The organism is Lentzea sp. NPDC092896 (genome assembly GCF_044754905.1).
In the GTDB taxonomy this organism is placed as follows: domain Bacteria; phylum Actinomycetota; class Actinomycetes; order Mycobacteriales; family Pseudonocardiaceae; genus Lentzea.
Genome location: NZ_JBIVPX010000017.1, coordinates 81,651 through 102,950, shown reverse-complemented (window position 1 = coordinate 102,950; position 21,300 = coordinate 81,651). Strand labels below are relative to the sequence as shown.

General features: G+C 73.6%; 8 protein-coding genes. All 8 read right to left on the bottom strand.

Annotated elements, in window-relative coordinates; genetic code table 11:
* Positions 1-8: 8 nt before the first annotated feature.
* The 8 genes from ACIQF0_RS46325 to ACIQF0_RS46290 are packed head-to-tail and all read right to left on the bottom strand — an operon-like array spanning position 9 to position 21,226.
* Positions 9-8,447 (bottom strand): amino acid adenylation domain-containing protein, encoded by an 8,439-nt coding sequence (locus tag ACIQF0_RS46325; protein ID WP_401041246.1) that lies wholly within the window; start codon positions 8,445-8,447, stop codon positions 9-11.
* A 15-nt stretch (positions 8,448-8,462) separates the two neighbouring features.
* Positions 8,463-9,692: an MFS transporter gene (locus tag ACIQF0_RS46320; RefSeq protein ID WP_401041244.1), complete on the bottom strand. Its 1,230-nt coding sequence runs from the start codon at positions 9,690-9,692 to the stop codon at positions 8,463-8,465.
* A 14-nt stretch (positions 9,693-9,706) separates the two neighbouring features.
* Positions 9,707-10,882, bottom strand: coding sequence for a cytochrome P450 (locus ACIQF0_RS46315; RefSeq protein WP_401041243.1), 1,176 nt, complete (start codon positions 10,880-10,882; stop codon positions 9,707-9,709).
* Positions 10,863-11,630: a thioesterase II family protein gene (locus ACIQF0_RS46310; RefSeq protein ID WP_401041241.1), complete on the bottom strand. Its 768-nt coding sequence runs from the start codon at positions 11,628-11,630 to the stop codon at positions 10,863-10,865. Before ACIQF0_RS46310 ends, ACIQF0_RS46315 begins: the two co-directional genes overlap by 20 nt.
* Positions 11,627-11,917 (bottom strand): phosphopantetheine-binding protein, encoded by a 291-nt coding sequence (locus ACIQF0_RS46305; protein WP_319973836.1) that lies wholly within the window; start codon positions 11,915-11,917, stop codon positions 11,627-11,629. Before ACIQF0_RS46305 ends, ACIQF0_RS46310 begins: the two co-directional genes overlap by 4 nt.
* 1 nt (position 11,918) lies before the next feature.
* Positions 11,919-12,113, bottom strand: coding sequence for an MbtH family protein (locus ACIQF0_RS46300; RefSeq protein ID WP_401041238.1), 195 nt, complete (start codon positions 12,111-12,113; stop codon positions 11,919-11,921).
* Between the two features lie 33 nt (positions 12,114-12,146).
* Positions 12,147-16,589 (bottom strand): amino acid adenylation domain-containing protein, encoded by a 4,443-nt coding sequence (locus ACIQF0_RS46295; protein ID WP_401041236.1) that lies wholly within the window; start codon positions 16,587-16,589, stop codon positions 12,147-12,149.
* Positions 16,586-21,226, bottom strand: a complete 4,641-nt coding sequence (locus ACIQF0_RS46290) for an amino acid adenylation domain-containing protein (protein ID WP_401041234.1) — start codon at positions 21,224-21,226, stop codon at positions 16,586-16,588. Before ACIQF0_RS46290 ends, ACIQF0_RS46295 begins: the two co-directional genes overlap by 4 nt.
* Positions 21,227-21,300: the final 74 nt, after the last annotated feature.

Genomic DNA, 21,300 nt, shown 5'->3' with positions numbered 1-21,300 from the left:
TTGGGGTGTCAGCGGTTCAGGTGGCCGGCGATGGTGCTGGCGATCTCCGCCATGGGGGCGGGATGGGTCATGTCGCCGTGGGTGGTGGCGACGGGGTGGAGGTGCAGAGTGCCGGTGATGTGGGGGGCCCACGCCTCGGGGTGCGGTGAGGAGTCGGTTCGGCCCTCGGTGGCCTGGAAGAACAGGGCGTCGCCGCGGTAGGCGGTCGTGGGGGTGTGCGTGTCGGAGAGATGGCGGTTGTGGGCGAAGACGGCGGGCAGGGCGGCCACGGCGCGGGCGCCCAGGACGGGGACGAGGTCGTCGAGGGAGGTGCGGCCCAGGGAGGCCAGGAGGTCGGCGGTGGGGTCGGAGGGCATCGGGGGAGAGGAGTCCGCAGGGGTGCCGGGATAGCCGTCGAGGAGGGCCAGGAAGGTCACCTCCGCGTTCTCGGCCTGCAGGCGGGTGGCGATGGCGTGGGCGACCTGGGCGCCGAAGGACCAGCCCAGGAGGTGGTAGGGGCCCTCTGGCTGGACGGCGCGGATCTCGGCCACGTAGTCCTTGACCATCTCGTCCAGCGTGCCGGCCCACGGTTCGGTGAGGGCGCGGGACTGCAGGGCGTGGACGGGGCGGTCGTCGAGGTGGCGGAGCAGTCCTGAATAGACCCAGCCGATGCCCGCGGCGGGGTGGACGCAGAACAGCGGCGCCTTGGAACCGTTGGAGCGCAACGGGAGCATGACGTTGAGAGGGTCGGTGTCGGTCTCGTCGAGGCGGGTGGCCAGTCCTGCCGGGGTGGGAGCGTCGAAGACGGCGCGGATGGTGGCGCGCACGCCCAGGGCGCGGTGGACGCGGTCGACCAGGCGGGTGGCGAGCAGGGAGTGGCCGCCCAGGTCGAAGAAGTCGTCGTCAACACCGACGGAGTCCAGGCCGAGGACGTCGGCGAACACGGCGCAGAGGACGCGTTCGCGGTGGTCGCGCGGCGGGCGGGTGGGAGTGCGGGTGAAGTCGGGGGCGGGCAGGGCCTTGCGGTCGAGCTTGCCCGACGGGCTCAGCGGTAGTTCCGGCAGAGCGACGACGGCCGAGGGGACCATCGCCTCGGGCAGTGACCGCGCCGCGAACTCGCGCACCGCGGCCGGGTCGAAGGCAGTCCCCGCAGGCACGGCGTAGACCACCAGACGTTTGTCGCCGGGACGGTCTTCGCGGACCACCGCGGCCGCCTGGGCCACCGACGGGTGGGCGGAGACGGCGGCGGCGACCTCGCCCAGCTCGATCCGGACGCCCCGGATCTTGACCTGGTCGTCGGTGCGGCCCAGGTACTCCAGCACCCCGCCGTCGTGCCAGCGGACCAGGTCACCCGTGCGGTACATCCGCTCGCCGGGGCGGTGCGGGTTGGGGACGAAGCGCTGGCCGGTGGTGGCGGGGCGGTTGAGGTAGCCGGTGGCCAGCTGGGTGCCGGAGAGGTAGAGCTCGCCGGTCGCGCCGGCAGGTACCGGGGACAGAGCGGGGTCGAGGACGTAGACCTGGGTGTTCCACACCGGACGTCCAATCGGGACGGACGGGGTCGGGTCGTGCTGGAAGCGTTGCCAGGTAACGTCGACGGACGCCTCGGTGGGGCCGTAGAGGTTGTCGAGGTGAGCGGCGAAGCCCGAAGCGAAGCGCTCGGCCAGGGGAGTGGGCAGGGCCTCACCGCTGCAGACGACCTGGCGCAGGCTGCGGCAACGGCCGGGGGCGACGGAGGCGGTGAAGACCTCCAGCATCGACGGGACGAAGTGGGCGACGGTGACGCCGGCGTTCTCGATCAGGTCAGCCAGGTAGGCGGGGTCCTTGTGGCCCTCCGGTTTCGCCACGACCAGCACCGCGCCCGTGATCAACGGCCAGAAGAACTCCCACACCGACACGTCGAAGCTCGACGGGGTCTTCTGCAGGACGCGGTCCGACGGCGTGAGGTGGTAGCGGTCCTGCATCCACAGCAGGCGGTTCACGATGCCGGAGTGGGGGACGACCACGCCCTTGGGCTTGCCGGTGGAGCCGGAGGTGTAGATGACGTACGCCGCGTCGTCCGGCGTCGCCGTCGGCAGCGGGATCTTCTCGGTGGCAAGAGGAAGAGCGGCCAGCGACTCCGGCGTGAGCACGAGCACCGGTGCGGCGTCGGCGACCATGTGCGCCACCCGGTCGGCCGGGTAGCCGGGGTCGACGGGCAGGTAGGCCGCGCCCGTCTTGTGCACGGCGTACAGCGCGATGATCAGGTCCAGCGAACGCGGCAGCGCCACGCCGACCGTGCGGCCACGGGTTGCCCCCGCGCGGTGCAGGGCGTGGGCCAGCGCGGTGGCGCGCTCGTCCAGTTCGGTGTAGGTCAGGCCGGTGCCGTCGAACTCGACCGCGGGGGCGTGCGGGGTGCGGGCGACCTGGGCGGTGAACAGGGCGGGCAGGGTCGTGGCGGGCACGTCGGCGGCGGTGTCGTTCCAGTCCTGAAGGATCAGCGTGCGCTCGGCAGGGTCGAGGACGTCGATCTCGCGGGTGCGCAGGCCGGGGTCGGCGGCGACCGCGGCCAGCACGCGGAGGAACCGGTCGGCCAGGCTCCGCGCGGTGCCGGCGTCGAACAGGTCGGCCGCGTAGGCCAGGGAGCCGTCCAGCCCGCCGCCGGGCGCCTCGGCGAAGCCCAGCCCCAGGTCGAACTTGACGCTCTGGGCGCCGATCTCGTGCTCGGCGACTGAGAGGCCCGGCAGGGACAGGTCGGCCTGGTCGGTGTTCTGCAGCACCAGTGAGACCTGGAACAGCGGGTGCCTGGCCAGGGAACGGGCCGGGTTCAACTCCCGCACGAGCCGCTCGAACGGAACGTCCTGGTGCTCGAACGCGCGCAGGTCGGTCTCCCTGACCCTGGCGAGCAGGTCGGTGAAGGCGGGGTCGCCTGCGGTGTCGACGCGCAGCACGAGGGTGTTGACGAAGAACCCGACGACGTCGTCGAGCGCGCGGTCCGCACGGCCGGCGACCGGCGTGCCGATCGGGATGTCGGTGCCCGCGCCGACACGGGTGAGCAGAGTCGCGAGCGCGGCCTGCAGGACCATGAACAGCGTCACCCGGTGCTCTTTGGCCAGCTCCAGCAGCCGGGCGTGCAGGGCCGCGTCGATCTCGACGGGCACCGTGCCGCCCCGGTGGGTGGCGACGGCGGGGCGGGGACGGTCGGTGGGCAGCGCCAGTTCGTCCGGCAGGCCCGCGAGCGCGCCGCGCCAGTGCTCGACCTGGCCTGCCAGCAGGGAGTCGAGCAGGTCGCGCTGCCACAGGGTGTAGTCCGCGTACTGCACCGGCAACGGCGTCCAGCCGGGCTCGGCGCCCACCAGCCGCGAGGTGTAGGCGGTGCGCAGGTCGCGGACCAACGGGCCCAGGGACGCCCCGTCGACGGCGATGTGGTGCAGCAGCAGGAGAAGCACGTGCTCGTCGGGGCCGGTGACGAACAACGTGGTGCGCACGGGCGCGTCGACGGCGAGGTCGAACTCCTGGCGGGCGGCGTCGGCGAGCGCGGCGTCGAGGTCCGCGTGGCCGACGACGTCCAACGCGGGCCGCCAGTCGTCGAGCACGACCTGGCAGGGGGTCCCGTCGACCTCGGGGAAGACCGTGCGCAGCGCCTCGTGCCTGCCGACGACGTCGTGCAGGGCGGCCTCGAGCGCGTCGCGGTCGAGCGCACCGGTCAGGCGCAGTGCATAGGGGACGGCGTAGCCCGCGCCCTGGTTCTCCAGGCGGTTGAGGAACCACAGCCGGGACTGGGCGGGCGACAGGGGCAGCACCCGCGGCCGCGGACCCGCGACCAGCGCCGGGCGGACCGGCCTGCCCGCGGCGCGGTCGACGGCGGCGGCCACGCCCTCCACAGTGGGATCGGCGAACACGTCGGCCAGCGCGATCTCCGCGTCGAAGGTGGTGCGGACGCGGGCGATGAGCTTGGCCGCCAGCAACGAGTGGCCGCCGAGGTCGAAGAAGCCGTCGCGGACGCCGACACCGCCGACGCCGAGCAGGTCGGCGTACATCCCGCAGAGGATCTCCTCGCGGGCCGTGCGCGGCCGTGTGTGGTCGGTGGCGGCCTCGGCCGACGGGGCGGGCAGCGCGCGGCGGTCGAGCTTGCCGTTGGGGGTCAACGGCAGTGCGTCGAGCACGACGAACGCGTCGGGCACGAGGTAGTCGGGCAACGCTCCGGCGGCGTGCGCGCGGACTCCGGCGGTGTCGAGCGCGCCGTCCGCGGGCACCAGGTAGGCGACCAGACGCTTGTCGCCAGGGCGGTCCTCGCGGACGACGACGGCGGCCTGGGCGACGGCGGGGTGGCGGGTGAGCACCGCGCCGACCTCGCCCGGCTCCACCCGGAAGCCGCGGATCTTGACCTGGTCGTCGGTGCGGCCGACGTACTCCAGCACGCCGTCGGCACGCCAGCGGCCCAGGTCGCCGGTGCGGTACATGCGTTCGCCGGGACCGTCGAACGGGCTGGTGAGGAACCGGCCCGCGGTGAGGCCGGACTGGCCGAGGTACCCCTCCGCGAGGCCGAGACCGGACAGGTAGACCTCGCCGATGACGCCAGGCGGTACCGGCTGGAGGGCGGCGTCGAGCACGTGGGTGCGCTTGTTGGCGAGGGAGCGGCCGATCGGGACCGACCGGCCGAGTGCGTCGGCCGGCGTCAGCGCGTGGCTGGTGCCGATGATCATGTTCTCCACCGGGCCGTAGCCGTTGACCAGGCGCACGTGCGGGTGGCGGCGCAGCAGTTCGCCGACGTGGCGGGTGGAGGCGGCCTCACCGCCGGTCATCACCTGGCGCAGCCCGGCGAAGACCTCCGGGTGCTCGTCGACCAGGTAGTTGAACAGGCTGGCAGACAGGTAGGCGGTGGTGACGCCGTGCCGGGGGATGAGCCGGGCGACGACGGCGGGTTCGGGTCGCGATCCGGGGTGCAGCACGCAGGCGGCCCCCGACAGCAGCGGTCCGAACAGTTCCAGCACGAAGGCGTCCCACGACGCCGGCGAGCACTGCAGCCACACCTGTTCCGCGTTGAGGTCCAAAAAGGACTGCGACAGCAGGCTGGCCACGATCGAGCGGTGCGAGCCCAGGATTCCCTTGGGGCGCCCGGTGGAGCCCGAGGTGAACATGACGCACGCCGCGTCGGTGGGCGCGCCGGGGATGTCGACCGGCGCGGCGGAGAGTCCGGCGGCTTCCGCCATCCGTTCAGGGGTGAGCGTGGTGCCGACGCCGGCGTCGGCACCGATCTCGCGGACGCGCGCGGCGGGCAGCGCGGGGTCGAGAACGGTGTAGGCGGCGCCCGCCTTGAACACGCCGAGCACGGCGGCGACGAGGTTGACGCCGCGTTCCAGCGCGATGCCGACGACGTCCCCGCGCCGCACGCCACTGTCGCGCAGGTGGCGGGCGACGCGGTTGGACCGCTCGTCCAGCTCGCGGTAGCTGATCTGCGCGTCGTCGGTGATCAGCGCGACGGCGTCGGGGGAGGCGGCGGCGCGGGCGGAGAACAGGGCGTGCACGGTCTCGTCCGGGAAGGCCGCGCCGGTGTCGTTCCACTCCCGCAGCGCGTTGTCGGCGGGGTCGAGCACGGGCAGGCGGTCGACGGCCCTGCCGGGGTCGGCGGCGACGGCGGTCAGGACGAGGGTGAGGGCGGTGAGCAGACGCCGCGCGGTGGCCGGGTCGAACAGGTCGGTGCTGAACTCCAGCGTGCAGTCCAGGCCTCCGGCGCGGGGCTTCTCGTCGACGGTCAGGGTGAGGTCGAACTTGGCGTTGCCCTGCGTGCCGTCGGCCAGCCGGACGTCGAGTCCGGCCAGCCGAGGTCCGGCCTCCTCGCCGCCGGTCAGTGACAGCGCCACCTGGAACAGCGGGTGACGGGCGAGCACGCGCGGCGGGTTGAGCTCCTTGACCAGCCGATCGAAGGGCACGTCGGCGGCGGCGTACGCGGCCAGGTCGGTGTCGCGGACGCGGCTGAGCAGGTCGGTGAACGCGGGCCCGCCGGCGGTGTCCACGCGCAGCACCAGGGAGTTGACGAAGAACCCGACCAGGTCGTCGAGGACCTCGTCGGCGCGGCCGGCCACGGGGGTGCCGATGACGATGTCGGTGCCCGCGCCCATGCGGGTCAGCGCGGCGGAGAGTGCGGCGTGCACGACCATGAACAGCGTCGCCTGGTTGGCGCGGGCCAGGGCGGCCAGGGCGGCGTGGGTGCCGGCGCCGACCTGGGCGGTCACGGCGTCCTTGGCGTGGGTCGGGTCGGCCGGGCGGGACCGGTCGTAGGGCAGGGCCATCTCCTCGGGCAGGCCGTCCAGCGCGGTCTTCCAGAAGTCCACGCGGCCGTCGAGGTCCAGTTCCTGTTGCCAGAGGGTGTAGTCGGCGTACTGCACCGGCAGCGGCGTCCAACCGGGTGCGCAGCCGGCCAGCCTGGCCTCGTAGGCGGTGCCCAGGTCGCGCAGCAGCGGACCGCTCGACACGCCGTCGCCCGCGATGTGGTGCAGGGCGAGCACGAGCACCGACGCGGTGTCGCATGTGGACAGCAGGGTGGCGCGCAGCGGGAGGTCGGCGGCGAGGTCGAACGGTGCGCCGGCGGCCTCGTCGACGAGCCGGTCGAGGTCGGCCGCGGCGCAACGGCGCGCGGTGAGCACGTCGCCGAACTCGGCGAGGACGTGCTGGCGCGGCTGCCCGTCGACGGCGGGGAACACCGTGCGCAGGCTCTCGTGGCGGGTGACGACGTCGCGCAGGGCGGTGGCGAGGGCGGGCACGTCGACGCGTCCGGTCAGGCGCAGGGTCAACGGGATCGTGTAGGCGCGGTCCTGGCCGCGCACGCCGGCGAGGAACCACAGGCCCTGCTGGGCGGGTGACAACGGCACCGCCTCCGGGCGCGGGCGGGCCACCAGCGGCGGGTGGGCCGCACCGGAGGCCTTGTCGAGGGCGGCGGCGACCCCGGCGACGGTGGGCGCGCGGAAGAAGGTGCGCAGGCCCAGTTCGAAACCCAGCGCCGCGCGGACGCGGCTGATCAGCCGCGTCGCGAGTAGGGAGTGCCCGCCCAGGGCGAAGAACCCGTCGTGGACGCCGACCGACTCCAGGCCGAGCACGTCCGCGAACAGTCCACAGAGGACGCGCTCGCGTTCGTCGCGCGGCTCCCGGCGGACCGGTGCCTCCTCGGCCGGCGCCGGCTTCTCCACGTGAGCCGAGGCGGCCGGCGCGGCGGGCAGGCCGAGGCGGGACAGCGGGACGTCCGGAGTGGACAGTGCGAGGTCGAGCAGACGCACCAGGGTGTCGCCGAGGTGCGCCACGAAGGCGCGGTCGAGCCGGTCGGCCGCGTACTCGAGCTGGCAGTCCATGCCGCCGTCGGTGCGGCGGGCGAACACCACGCTCAGGTCGAGCTTGGCCGCGGCGAGGTCGAGCGGTTCCACGGTGACGCCGAGCCCGTCGAGCCGCGGCGGGGCCGAGTCCTCCTGCAGGACCAGCATGACCTGGTAGACCGGGTGCGCGGGGGAGCCGCGGTCCACGCCGAGCCGCTCGACGACCCGTTCGAACGGCACGTCCTGGTGGGCGTAGGCGTCGAACGCGGTCTCCTTGGCCCGGCGCAGCAGCTCGGCGAAGCCGGGGTCGCCGGCGAGGTCGGTGCGCAGCGCGAGAGTGTTGCCGAAGAAGCCGACCAGGTCGTCCAGCGCGGGGTCCTGCCTGCCCGAGACCGGGGTGCCCAGCACGACGTCCTGCCCGGCGCCGTTGAGGCCCAGCAGGGCGCTGACCGCCGCCTGCAGGCCGACGAACGGGGTGCAGCCTGCCGCGCGCGCCGCGTCGGCCAGCCTCGCGCAGAGCGGCGCGGGCAGCTCCACCTCGACGATCCCGGCGCCCGTGCCCTGTCCGTTGGCGGGCAACGAGATCCGCTCCGGAAGGCCGGCCAGCCTGCCTTCCCAGTACGCCAGCTGCTCGGCGAGCAGGCTGTCCGGGTCGTCCTCGGCGCCGAGCACCTCGCGCTGCCACAGGGCGAAGTCGCCGTACTGGACCTCCAGCGGCGCCCAGTTCGGGGCGACGCCCGTCGCACGGGCGGTGTAGGCGGTGTCGAGGTCGCGCAGCAGCGGGCCGAACGAACCGCCGTCAGCGGCGATGTGGTGCAGCAGCACCAGCAGCACGTGCTCGTCGGGCGAGACGCGGAACAGCGTGGTGCGCAACGGGATCTCGGTGGAGAGGTCGAACGGCCGTGACGCCGCCGCGATGAGCGCCGCGGGCAGTTCGGCGTCGACGACCTCGAAGGGCGGTCGCGCGTCCTCGATCACGCGATGCCCCGGCGTCCCGTCCACGACCGGGATGACCGTGCGCAGCACCTCGTGCCTGTCCGCCACGTCGGCGACGGCGGCGCGCAGGGCGGTGACGTCCAGTGGTCCGCGCAGCCGCAGGGCGACCGGGACGTTGTAGGCGGCCCCGGGACCGTCGAGCTGGTCGAGGAACCACAGCCGTTGCTGGCCGAACGACAGTGCTGACATGGTGGGCTTTCCTTTCTAGACCGACGGGATCCGCAGCGCGCGGGCGGCCGTGATGGGCCCGCCGAACGCGACCAGCGCGGTGACCGCCCAGGCGAGCTCGGGCGAGGTGAGGCCGGCGAGGGCGCCGGAGAGGGCGTAGGCGAAGGGGGCGCAGCCGATGCCCGCCAGCGCGAGCATCGCCATGGCGGTGCCGAGCCGGTCGGCGGGGGCGGCCTTCTGGTAGAGCGTGACGGCCGCGGGCCCGTTGAGCCCGGAGCAGACGCCGAGAGCCGCCGACAGGACGGCCATCAGAACCAGGGTGGGAGCGAACACCATCGCCACCAGCAGCACGCCGATGCCGACGCCGCTGCCCACCAGCCGAATCGACAGCGGTACCCGTTCGCCGACGACGGCGCTGATTCCCGCTCCGGCCAGCGCGCCGCCCGCCCAGCAGGCGATCACCAGGCCCACGGCGGAGACCTGCCAGCCGCGTTCGATCACGAGCACCGGCAGGCCGGGGTTCATCGGCCAGGCGAAGGCGAAGTCGAGGCACAGCGCGGAGAGGAACAGCAGACGCAGCTTGCGGTCGGAGCGGAGCAGCTTCAGCCCGTCGCCGGTGCGCTTCCACATCGGCACCCCGCTCGGCGCCGCGGTGGGCGCGGAGATCTCCTTGGTGACCGGCGCCAGGCACAGCAGCGCGACCACGCAGCCCACCGTCACCACGCCCAGCGCGATCGGGAGCTGCCCCTCGGCCACAAGCCACGCACCGAACGGCGACCCGATGATCGGAGCGAACCGGGCCACCATGGTGCGGATGGAGTTCGCCCTGCCGAGCTGGTCGCCCTCCACCATGCGGGGCATGAGAGTGCCGAACGACGGCGTGCCCAGGCCCAGCAACGCGCCTTCCAGCGCGGCCACCACGACGAGCAGCCACACCGACGGCGAGTTGAGCGCGATCACCGTCGCTATGGCGAGCACCGCGATCCGCACGGACGTGGTGCGCAGCAACACGACCCGCGGTCCCAGTGCGTCGCACAGCACCCCGCCGAAGATCATCGCCAGGGCGCGGGGCACCGACTCGGCCAGGGTGACCAGTGTGACGGCGGTGGTCCCGCCCATCTGGGCGGCCGCCCACACCGCGGCGATGAAGAACACCTGGTCGCCGATCAGCGACACGCCCTGGCCGCCGAGCACGACGCCGACGCGCGTCCAGCCGGGCCTTCGGGGTGGGGACGGGCGTGCGTCGCTGACAGTCGTCTGGGACATGGGAAAGACCTCTCTCAGCGCGCGTGCAGGGTGACGGGCAGGTGGTCGAAGCCGAAGTTGATGATCGACTGGTTGTGCACCGGTTCCCCGGTCACCTCGATCTCGGCGACCTGGTCCAGCAGCGCCCGGTAGACCGCGCCGAGCTCGGCCTTGGCCAGCGGCGCGCCGATGCAGTAGTGCGGGCCGACGCCCAGCGCCAGGTGCCGGTTGGGCGAGCGGTCCAGGCGCAACTCGTGCGGGGCGTCGAACGCGGCCGCGTCGTGGTCGGCGGCCCACGTCCACACCGCGACCTTGTCGCCGGCCTTGATGTCGACCCCGCCCAGAACCGCGTCGCGCATGGCGGTGCGCAGCACGTGCAGGCCGACGGAGGTGTAGCGCAGCAGCTCGTCCGTGGCGGAGTCGACGTCGACGGCGCCTTCACGCAGCCGCTGGAACTCCGCGGGGTTGTCCAGCAGCGCCATGATGCTCATCGCCGCGGTGTGCCGGACGGTCTGCACGCCGCCGACGATGATGTTGTCCAGGTTGAGGACGACGTCCTCGATCGGCAGCAGCCTGCCCTTGACCTCGTGCGTGGCGAGGACGCTGATCAGGTCGCCGGCCGGTGCCATCCGGCGGCGCATCGCCTGGTCGAACAGGTACGGCAGCAGCCGCTGGTGGGCGGCCCTGCGGTCCTGCGGCGTGGTGCCCAGGAACGCCGCGTCGCACACCGACACGACCATGTCGCGGTCGGACTCGGGGATGTCGAGGACGTCGCACATGACCACCAACGGCACGGTGGCCATGACCTCGACCAGATCGACCTGTCCCTTGGCCACCGCGCCGGCGACCACCTGCGCGGCGAGGTCGTCGATGCGCTCGGCGCTGCCGCGCACGCCCTTGGGGGAGAAGAACGGCAGCAGCGGGGCCCGCAGGTCGCGGTGGTGCTTGCCGTCGGTCAGCGCCATCATCTTCCCGGCGCCGGCAGGTGCGCCACCGGTGCCGAGCAGGGACCCGCCGGTGGAGCCGTACGTGGCGGCGTCGGTGAGCACCGCGGAGGAGTGCTCGTAGGACAGCACCGACCACACCGGACCGTCCTGGGCGGTGTGGGTGAGCTGCACCGGGGCGAGGGCGCGCAGGTCGTCGACGAGCGCGCCGATGCCGGGGTCTGCCCAGAGGCGGGCGTCGGTCAGGTCAACGGTCGTGGTGGTCACTGCGCGCTCCCAGGCAGAGGGTTCGGAGGAGGTCGGCCGGCCCGGGGTCGCCGGGTGCGACGAGCAGGTGCCTGCCGGGAAGCACCGCCGAGGTGAACGGGCCTGCCGTGGTGTTCGCCCACGTCCCGGGCGTACTGGCGCCGTGGTCGGCGGCGCCCGCCAGGGCGTGGACGGCGAACCGGGCCGGCGGGCCCGGCCGGTGCCGGTAGGTCGCGCCGACGGCGATGTCGGCGCGCAGCACGGCCAGCACCATGGCGCGGACCGCGTCGTCGTCGGGCACGGTCAGCGCGCACTCGGCGAGCAACCGCTCGGCTCCGGCGGCGGGGTCGGCCACGACGTCCCGGACGGTGCGTTCCCAGTCGGCCGGGGCGGGAGCCGAGGCGGCCACGACCGCTGCGGGACCCTTGCGCCCCAACGCCACCGCCACCTCGTAGGCGAGCAGGGCGCCGAAGCTCTGGCCGTAGAACACCGCGTCCTGGCCGATCCGGGGGCCGATGCCCGCGGCGACCGCGGACGTCAGCTCGGCGAACGTCCCCGGCAGCGGGTGGGTGAAGCGCCCGCCGCGGCCGGGCAGGCGGACGGCGAGCACCTCGACGTCCGGTCCGACCGCGGCGGCGAGCTCCGCGAAGGTGCCGACGTCGCCGCCCGCGTGCGGGAAGCACACCAGGCGCCGGGCCCGCGGCCCTTGCGGACAGGGCAGGTAGGACCAGTCGTCCAGCACGACCGGGCGGGCGACGGCGGTGGTCATCGCGTGCCGCGCCTGCCGGTCAGGCGCGGCATCGGCCGGGCGGGCGCGCCCGCCTCGGCACGGACCCGCACGGCGGCGGTGAAGTCGGCCAGCGTGCTCGCCGACATCAGGTCCCGCAGCGTGACGGCCACGCCCAGGCGGTCGCGCAGCAGGTGCACGGTGCGCACCGCCTGCTGCGAGTAGCCGCCCAGCGCGAAGAACCCGTCGGTCGGCGCGACCCGCTCGACGCCGAGCACGTCGGCCCACACCGCGGCGACCACGTCCTCGATGTCGGTGGTGGCGGTCATGTCAGACCCCCAGCGCGGTGCGCAGGCTCAGCGGGCGGATGTCGGTCCACACCTCGTCGATGTAGTCGAGGCAGTCCTGCTGCGCGCCGCTCTTGCCGACCGTGTGCCAGCCCGCCGGCACGTCCAGCTCGGTCGGCCAGATCGAGTACTGCTCCTCGTGATTGATCACCACGGCGAAGTCGGTGAACGCGTCCATGGGTTTTCCTTTCCTTGACGGGAAAATCTGGGGCTAGCGGGCGAGCTCCGGGGCCCGCAGGTCCGCGGTGGCGTTGCCCGCCAGCACGTGCAGCGCCTCGACGTAGGCGTCGGTGTAGGCGTCGGCGACCTCGTCGGGGACGACCGAGGGCAGGTGGTCGACGGCGAGGAGGACCCGTGCCGACGAGGGGTCCTGCACCAGGGCGGCGCCGAGGGCGAAGCTGGTCGGCTCGTAGCGCATGGTCGGCTCGCAGCCGATGCGGTCGTCGAGCAGGCGGGTCGGGGAGTCGGCCAGCCTGCCCAGCGAGTGGAAGCGCAGGAAGGCGAAGCAGGCCTCCAGCCGGGTGTCGGCGAGGTGGCGGGCGATGCGGGCGAACGGCATGCGGCGGTGGGGGAGCATCGCCGCCTCGGCCTCGTGCATCGCCGTGATCAGGCGGGTGGCGTCCGCGCCGGTCTCGGCGAAGTCGACCACCAGGGGAACGGTGTTGAGGAACAGGCCGTACGCCTCGGTGCCGCCGTCGGTCTCCAGCCTGCCGTTGACCGACAGTCCGGTGGTGAAGCGCGGCAGGCCGGTGACCCGGTGCAGCGCGGCGACGTGGGCGGCGAGGCCGACGGTCTTCACCGTGACGCCGTGCCGGCGGGCGGTCTCGCGCAGCATCGCGTCGGCGCCGGGGACGACGCGCTCGATCGTGCGCGGGATCTCCGGCTCGTCCAGCTCCGGTGGCCCGCTGGACCAGATCGCGCCGCTTGTTCCGTCCAGTGTGGACTTCCAGTACCGCTCGCTGTCCTGCGAGGCCAGCGCTTCCCGTTCGACGGCGACGAACTCGCGGAAGGTCGACCTGGGTTCGGCCAGCGGCTTGTGGCCGGGGTCGGCGGAGAGAGCGCTGTGGCGTTCGAGGACCTCGGCGAGCAACGAGGTGAAGCTCCAGCCGTCGAGGATGGCGTGGTGCTCGGCGACGGTGAGCTGGAAGGCGTCATCGGCCAGGTGCTGGGCGGTGACCCGGAACAGCGGGGCGGTGCGCAGGTCGAACCGGGCGGCGACGTTGTCGTCGAACACCTCGGCGACCGCGGCGTCCTGCTCGTCGGGGCTCAGCCCGCGCAGGTCCTCCACGTGCACCGGAATCGGTGCCTCGGCGTGCACCAGCTGCAACGGCTCGCTGTAGCGCGAGACTTCGAGGGTGGTCCGCAGCACGGGATGCCGGGTCATGGCGTCGCCGACTGCTTGCCGCAGCGCGGTCTCGTCGAGCGAGCCGGCGACCCGGTAGCTGTTGACGTTGTGGTAGCCGCCCGCGTCGTCGGACAGCTCCATGTGGAAGATCATCGACATCTGCATGGCGACCATCGGGTAGGCGTCCACGACATCGTCGGGCAGCGCTTTCCGGTCCACTTCGGACACCAGGTCGAACGGCGCTGACCGCTTCTCCTGGCCGCTGGGGGACTTCAGCAGCGGGCCGAGCTCGGCCGGCGTCGGCGCGCCGAACAGGTCCGGCAGCGACAGGGTCCAGCCGCGTTCGCGCAGCTTCCCCGCGAGGTGCACGGCGCGGATGGAGTCGCCGCCCAGGTGGAAGAAGTTGTCCCGGGCACCCACCCCGTCGACACCGAGTACCTCGGCGTAGACCTCGGCGAGCGCGTGCTCCTGCGGCGTGGCGGGGTCCACGTGCGCGTCGGTGTCGCGCACGGACCCGAGGTCGGGGGCGGGCAGCGCGGCCCGGTCGACCTTGCCGTTGACGGTCAGCGGGATCACCGCGAGCACGGTCGCCGTCGCCGGGATCATGTGCTCTGGCAACGTTTCCGCGAGGAACGCGCGCAGCTCGGCGTACGACGGCGGCGTGCCGTCGACGGTGACGTAGGCGGCAAGCCTGTCGTCGTGCACCGTGACCACGCACGAGGTGACCGAGGGGTGGACGGCGACGGCGTTCTCGACCTCGCCGAGCTCGATGCGGAACCCGCGGACCTTGACCTGGTCGTCGCAGCGGCCCACGTACTCCAGGCCGCCGCCCGGCAGCCGCCGCGCCACGTCCCCGGTGCGGTAGAGCCGGCCACCGGGCACGACGCCGTACGGGTCGGGCAGGAACCGCAGTGCGGTGAGCCCCGGCCGTCCCCAGTACCCGTTGGCCAGCGACCCGCCGCCGATGTACAGCTCGCCGGCGACGCCGACCGGGCACGGCTGCAGGCGCTCGTCGAGCACCAGCGCCGACAGGTGCGGCATGGGCTCGCCGACCAGGCTGCGGCTGAACGCGGCCGCGTCGGGCAGGTCGAGGGTGGTGACGTGCACCGTGGTCTCGGTGATGCCGTAGAGGTTGCACAGCACCGCGGGCGGGCAGTGCTCCAGTGCGAACCAGCGGCGGACCACGGCCGGGTCGAGCGCCTCGCCGCCGAGCATGACCGAGCGCAACGCGGGCAACGGAAGCGGCCACGTGCGCAGCACGCCCTCGAGCGTCCGCAGCGCCGACGGGGTCAGGCACAACCGGGTGACACCTTCGGATGCCAGCAGATCAGCGAACGCCTCGGGCGAGCGGCTGACGACGCGGGGCACCACGACCAGCCGTCCGCCGTGGTGCAGCGGCCCCCACAGCTCCCAGACCGTCCAGTCGAAGGCGTAGGAGTGGAACAGCGTCCACACGTCGGTCTCGGCGAACGCGAAGTGGTCCGCGCCCGACCGCATCAACCTGCCGACGTGCTCGTGCGAGACCGCGACACCCTTGGGCCTGCCGGTCGAGCCGGACGTGAAGATCACGTAGGCCAGGTCGGCCGGCTCGACGGACACCTCCGGCCGGTGCGACGGCGCCTGCGCCAGCCGCGGCCCGGCCAGGTAGTCGTCGGTGACGACCACGTCGACGCCGGTGTCGGCGAAGACGAACTCGGCGCGGTCGCGGGGAGTTGCCAGGTCGACGGGCACGTAGGCCGCGCCCGCCTTGAGCACGCCCAGGATCGCCGTGACGACCCGCTCGCCGCGCTCCAGCAGCACCCCGACCCGGTCACCCCGGCGCACGCCGTCGGCGGCCAGCGTGTGGGCGACGCGGTTGGCGGCCGCGTCCAGCTCCGCGTACGTCCACGACCGCTCCCCGCAGGTCAGCGCGAGGCGGTCGGGGTGGGCGTCGGCAGCGGCCTCGAACGCGCGGTGCAGCGGAAGAGGAGCGGCCGACGACGGCAAGGCGGCCAGGGCGGTGCGCGGAGGTGCGAGCGCGGCGGCGGTCTCGGCGGCGTCGAGCGGGCTCAGCCGCCACAGCGGGTCCTCCGGCGCGTCCAGCGCCGCGGCGAGCAGGGTGCGCCAGTGGCCGGCCATGCGCAGCACGGTCTCCCGGTCGAACAGGTCGGTGGCGTACTCCACCTCGCCGCGCAGCTCGCCGTCGTCGAAGGTCGACCAGGTCAGGTCGAACTTGCTGGTGCCGTTGTGGTGCATGCGCCGGGTCGCGGTGGCCGCGCCGAAGCGCAGCGGGGCCGGGTCCTCTGCGTGCGCGCCGAAGACGACCTGCACCAGCGGCGCGTGCCGGGCCGAGCGCTCCAGCGCCAGCGCGTCGACGACCTCGTCGAAGGGCACGTCCAGGCAGGCGTAGGCGTCGAAGGCGGCGTCGCGGACCTGCTCGACCAGGTCGGCGAAGGTGGCGGCGGGGTCGACGGTCACGCGCAGGGCGACGATGTTGACGAAGTAGCCGACCACGTCGGCAAGTTCGGGGCGGTCGCGGGTGGTGACGGGGGTGCCGACCACCAGGTCCCTGGCGCCGGTGTAGCGGTGCAGGAGTGCGGCGAAAGCGGCCACCTGTACCACGAACGGCGTCGCGCCGAGGTCGGCGGCCAGGTCGCGGACGCGGTCGGCGGTGCCCACCGGAAGGCCGAACGCCTCGGTGCCGCCGGCGAAAGTCCGGCTGGGCGGGCGGGGACGGTCGGCGGGCAGCGTCAGCTCGGCGGGCGCCCCGGCGAGCCGCTCGGTCCAGTACGCCAGCGAGTCCTCTGTGGACATCGCGATGTCGTGGACGGGGGTCAGAGGAGCGAGGTCGGGCTCCTGATCCGCCAAGAGCGCGCTGTAGACCGCAGCCAGTTCCCGCTCGAACACCGAGGCCGACCAGCCGTCCCACACGATGTGGTGCACGACGAGGACGAGCGTGTCCGGCACCCCCGGTCCGGTGGCCAGGGTGGCCCGCAGCAGCGGCCCCTCCGCCAGGTCGAACCCGGTGCGGGTCTCGGAGTCCAGCAGGGCGTCCAGGGCGGCCTGCCCGTCGACGGCGACCGAGGCGAACGGCAGTCGGACTTCACTGTGGACCGTCCTGACCGGACCATGCGGGCCGAGGTCGAACGTGGTGCGCAGGGCCTCGTGTCGTCCGACCAGCAACCGCAGCGCGCGGTGCAGGGCATCGGCGTCGACCGTGCCGTCGAACTCGAAGACCCACGGCACGAGGTAGGCGGGAGACCCCGGGTTCCAGCGGTCCATGAACCACAGGCCGCGCTGCAGGCCGGAGACCGGCGTCGTGGTGCTCACTGTGCTGCTCCAGTCGTCTCGAGCGTGCGGGCGAGGGCGCTCACGGTCCGTGCGGCGAACACCTGCCGTGGCAGGACGCGGGACCCGGTCGCGCTGGACAGGTGCATGGCGACCCGCACGGCGGCCAGGGAGTTGCCGCCGACGCGGAAGAAGTTGTCGTGCGGCCCGACCTCGGCGAGCCCGAGCACCTCGGCCCACACCCGCGCCACCAGCCGTTCGGCGTCGGTCGCGGCCGGTCCGCCTGAAGGAGCGGCCAGGGTCTCGGTGGGGACGGGCAGCGCGGCCCGGTCGAGCTTCCCGTTGGGGGTCAACGGGAGCACGTCGAGAACGGTCACGCTGGACGGCAGCATGTAGTCGGGCAGCAGGCCCGCCAGGAAGTCGTGCACGCCGGCGAGATCCGGGACGACGTCGCCGCGGGCGGTGACGTAGGCGGCGAGGCGGGGCTGTCCGGGCACCGGTTCGTGGGCCACGACCGCGCAGTCACCGACCGCGGACCACCCCGCGAGCACGGTGGCCACCTCGCCGGGCTCCACCCGGAACCCGCGGATCTTGACCTGGTCGTCGGCGCGGCCGGTGATGGCGAGCGTGCCGTCCGGGTTCCAGCCGCCGATGTCGCCGGTGCGGTACATCCGGGACCCCGGCGGGCCGAACGGGTCGGGCAGGAAGCGTCCGGCGGTGATCCCCGGCTGGGCGACGTAGCCCAGCGCGAGGCCCGCGCCGGTCACCCAGATCTCGCCCTGCTCGCGGCCGCCGACCGGCTGGAGCTTCTCGTCGAGGACGTGCACTCCCTTGTGCACCACGGCCCGGCCGATGGGCACCGCCGCGCTCACGTCGAGCGAAGCCACGTCGTGGGTGGTGGTGAAGCCCATGCTCTCCACCGGCCCGTAGCCGTTCACGACCCGCACGTGCGGGTACCGCTCGGCGAGGCGGGCTATGTGGGCGGCCGAGGCGCGCTCACCGCCGGTGAACGCCACCCGCAGGCCGGCGAAGACCTCCGGGAGCTCGTCGACCAGGAAGTTGAACAGGCTCGACGACAGCTGCAACTGGGTGACCCCGTGCCGGGCGACCAGCTCGGCCATGGTCTGCGGGTCGGGCCGCTGGCCGGGGTGCAGCACGCACGTCCCGCCGAACATCAGGGCCCCGTAGAGCTCCAGCCCGAACGCGTCCCACGACACCGGCGAGCACTGGAGCCAGACCTCGTCGGAGGCGAAACCGGCGTAGTCCTGGCCGCTGTAGGTGGCCGCGAGCGCCCGGTGCGTGGCGGCGACGCCCTTGGGACGGCCGGTGGAGCCGGAGGTGTACATGACGCAGGCGACGGCATCGGCGTCGACCGGCACCGCGAACTCGCCGGTGTCGTCCGAAGCTCCTGCCACCGTGTCGGCGGTGACGACCAGCCGCACACCCGCATCGGTGATCACCTGCTCCTGGCGGGCGGCGGGCAGGTCGGGGTCGAGCAGCGTGTAGGCCGCACCCGCCTTGAGCACGGCGAGCAGCGCCACGACCAGGGCGGTGTCGCGGGGGATGCGGACGGCCACCACGTCGCCGGGGACGACCCCGAGCGCGGCGAGGTGCCTTGCGACGCGGTTGGCGGCGGCGTCGAGCTCCGCGTAGGTCAGCGACTCCGCGCCGGAGACGAGAGCGGTCGAGTCAGGGGTCCGCCCGGCCTGCTCGGCGATGCGGAAGTGCACGGGGGTGTGGATGTCGACGGGCTCGGCCGGGGCGGGCAGTTCCGCGTCGAGGTCGGCGACCAGTTCCTCGACCACCGCCCGCCACTGGGCGTCCAGCGCCTCGGCGGTGGCGGGGTCGAACAGGTCGGCGGCGTACTCGACGCGGCCGTGGAAGCCGACGCCGTCGTCCTCGACCGACCAGGACAGGTCGAACCGGGAGAACTCGTTGGAGTGCAACCGCTTCTCGACGGCGACCGCGCCGTACGGGGCCGTCGCGGCGTCGGCGGTGTGCATCTCGAAGACCAGCTGGAACAGGACGGTGCCCGCGCCGCTGCGCTCGCCGGACGTCGCGGCGACGATCTCCTCGAACGGCACGCCCTGGTGACGGAAGCCGTCCAGCGCCACCGAACGCACGTGGTCGAGCAGGTCGCGGCCGGTCAGCTCCTCGCCGTCGGGCCGGAAGCGCAGCGGGACGAGGTTGATGAAGTAGCCGACGAGCGCGTCGAGTTCGGCGCGGTCGCGGACGCTGACCGGGGTGCCGATCACCACGTCGGCGACCCCGCGGCGACGGTGCGCCTCGACGAGGGCGGCCAGCAGCACGAGGTACGGGGTGGCGCCGGCGGCACGGGCCAGGGCGCGCACTCCCTCGGCGAGCTCCGGTTCGAACGCGAAGGGCAGGACTCCGCCACGTCCGGTGGCGGCGGTGCCGTCGTGGTCAGGACTGATGGCGGGGGCCGACGGAGCACCACGCAGGTGCTCGACCCAGTAGTCCACATCGGACTCAAGCGAGTCCTCGGTGGACCAACGTGCGTAGTCGCTGTACTGGACGGTCAAATCGGCCAGGCGAGGCGCACGGCCCTCGACGGCGGCGAGGTAGCACTCGCGGAGCTCACGGTCGAGCACCCGCAGCGAACCCTCGTCCCAGACGATGTGGTGCAGCACGAGCACGAGAGTCGCCTCGCCGGGGCCGGTGTGGACCAGGCGTGCCCGCAGCAGCGGCCCTTCTGCGAGATCGAACGGGAGCTGCGCGACGTCGGCGACCTGGTGCTCGAGCTCCGCGTGGGACTCGGTGAACGGGACCTCCACGCGGTCGTGGACGACCAGCACGGGTGCCATGTCCGCGTCCGTGCCGACGGTCGAGCGCAGCGCGTCGTGCCGGTCGGCCACCGACTGCAGGGCCTGGCGCAGCGCGGCGGTGTCGAGCGGACCGGAGAAGTGGAACAGCCAGGGCACGTTGTAGACCGAGCCGCCGGGCTCCCAGCACTCCCGCAGCCACAGGCCGCGCTGGAACCGGGACAACGGCGCGGGGGAGCCGGGCAGAGCGACCGGGCCGGGCCGGGCGGGCGTCGAGCCGGCACGCAGCGCGGCGGCGAACTCGGCGAGTGTGGGGGCCTCGAAGACCAGGTAGGGCGAGACCGGTCCGAACGCCTCGAACACGCGGCTCGCGACCCGGACGGCGGTCAGGGAGTCGCCGCCGAGGTGGAAGAAGTTGTCGTGCAGACCGATTCGGCGAACCCCCAGGACGTCGGCCCAGATCCCGGCGAGCAACTGCTCCGTGTGGTCGCGAGGAGCGTCGTCATCGGGGACGGCTTCGGAAGTGGCGGGAACGGGCAGCGCAGCACGGTCGACCTTGCCGCCGTCGGTGAGAGGCAACCGGTCGAGCACGGTGACCGAGGCGGGGACCATGTGCGCGGGCAGCCGACGGGTGAGGAAGTCGCGCACCTCGGCGGCGTCCGCCGTGCCGGTGACGTAGGCGGCCAGGCCGGTGCCGTGCGGGACGACCGCGCAGGTCTCCACGGCCGGGTGCGCGGCGAGGACGTGCTGCACCTCGCCCAGCTCCACCCGGTAGCCGCGGACCTTGACCTGGTCGTCACCGCGGCCGACGAAGTCGAGCACGCCGTCAGGGCCACGGCGGACGGTGTCGCCCGTCCGGTACATGCGCGACCCCGCGGGGCCGGACGGGTCGGGCAGGAAGCGCGCGGCCGTCAGCGCCGCACTGCCGAGGTAGCCCACTGCCAGCTCGGGACCGCCGAGGTACAGCTCGCCCTCGTCGCTCGGGCGCAGACCGTCGAGGACGTGCGCGCGCCGCCCACCGACCGGCGTGCCGATCGGCACCGAACCGGTCTCCCCGGCGGTCTCGTGCACGGTCGCGGTGATCACGGTCTCGGTGGGGCCGTAGGCGTTGAGCAGCCGCACGCCGGTGCGCCGGGTCCACTCGGCCGCCGCGGCAGGGGACAACCGGTCGCTGCCGGAGACCATGAGACGCAACGACGGCGGCACCCGGTCCAGAGCGGCGGCGAAGTCGTGGAAGTAGCCGGCGGGGAGGTTGGCCACGGTGACCTGCTCGTCCTCGACGAGGCGCAGCAGCTCGTCGACCGACAGCAACCGCCGTTCGGGCAGCACCAGGCACGCACCCGAGGTGAGCGCGGTCAGCATCTGCTCGACGGCGACGTCGACGGACGGGCCCGCGAGCTGCAGCACCACGTCCTGGCCGGTGATCCCGAAGCGTTCCGCGATGGCAGGGACGTGCGCGGCCAGCGCGGTGTGGTCGACGGCGACGCCCTTGGGACGGCCGGTGGTACCGGAGGTGTAGATCAGGTACGCCAGGCCGGCGGTCGCGCCGCGGGCGGCGATGCCGGTCTCGCGGACCACGCCGTCCTCGACGAGCAGGGCCGCGCCCGCGTCGTCGAGCATGTCCTGGGTGCGCCCTGCGGGGGCTTCGGGGTCCAGCGGCAGGTACACCCCGCCCGCCCGCCACACGGCGAGCATCGCGGTCACGTAGTCCGCCCGCGCACTGCTGCGCACCGCGACGACGCCGCCGGGCCGCAGCCCCGCGCCGGTGAGTGCCACGGCCAGCGCGCCCGCCAGCCGGTCGAGCTCGGCGTAGCCGGTCGACCTTCCCCCGGTCCGCACCGCGGTGCGATCCGGTGTGGCGGTCGCGATGCGGCCGACCTCCTCGTGCAGCGACATGTCACCCTCCGGATCGGTGTGCGCGGTGGACGTTCGAGTCGAAAGCTAGGCGCGCGCCGACGGCCGGATCGGCA

Coding starts and splice junctions, on each gene's coding strand:
- ACIQF0_RS46325 (WP_401041246.1), bottom strand. CDS start 8,447: ATGTCAGCACTGTCGTTCGGCCAGCAACGGCTGTGGTTCCTCGACCAG.
- ACIQF0_RS46300 (WP_401041238.1), bottom strand. CDS start 12,113: ATGGACGCGTTCACCGACTTCGCCGTGGTGATCAATCACGAGGAGCAG.
- ACIQF0_RS46310 (WP_401041241.1), bottom strand. CDS start 11,630: ATGACCACCGCCGTCGCCCGCCCGGTCGTGCTGGACGACTGGTCCTAC.
- ACIQF0_RS46290 (WP_401041234.1), bottom strand. CDS start 21,226: ATGTCGCTGCACGAGGAGGTCGGCCGCATCGCGACCGCCACACCGGAT.
- ACIQF0_RS46305 (WP_319973836.1), bottom strand. CDS start 11,917: ATGACCGCCACCACCGACATCGAGGACGTGGTCGCCGCGGTGTGGGCC.
- ACIQF0_RS46320 (WP_401041244.1), bottom strand. CDS start 9,692: ATGTCCCAGACGACTGTCAGCGACGCACGCCCGTCCCCACCCCGAAGG.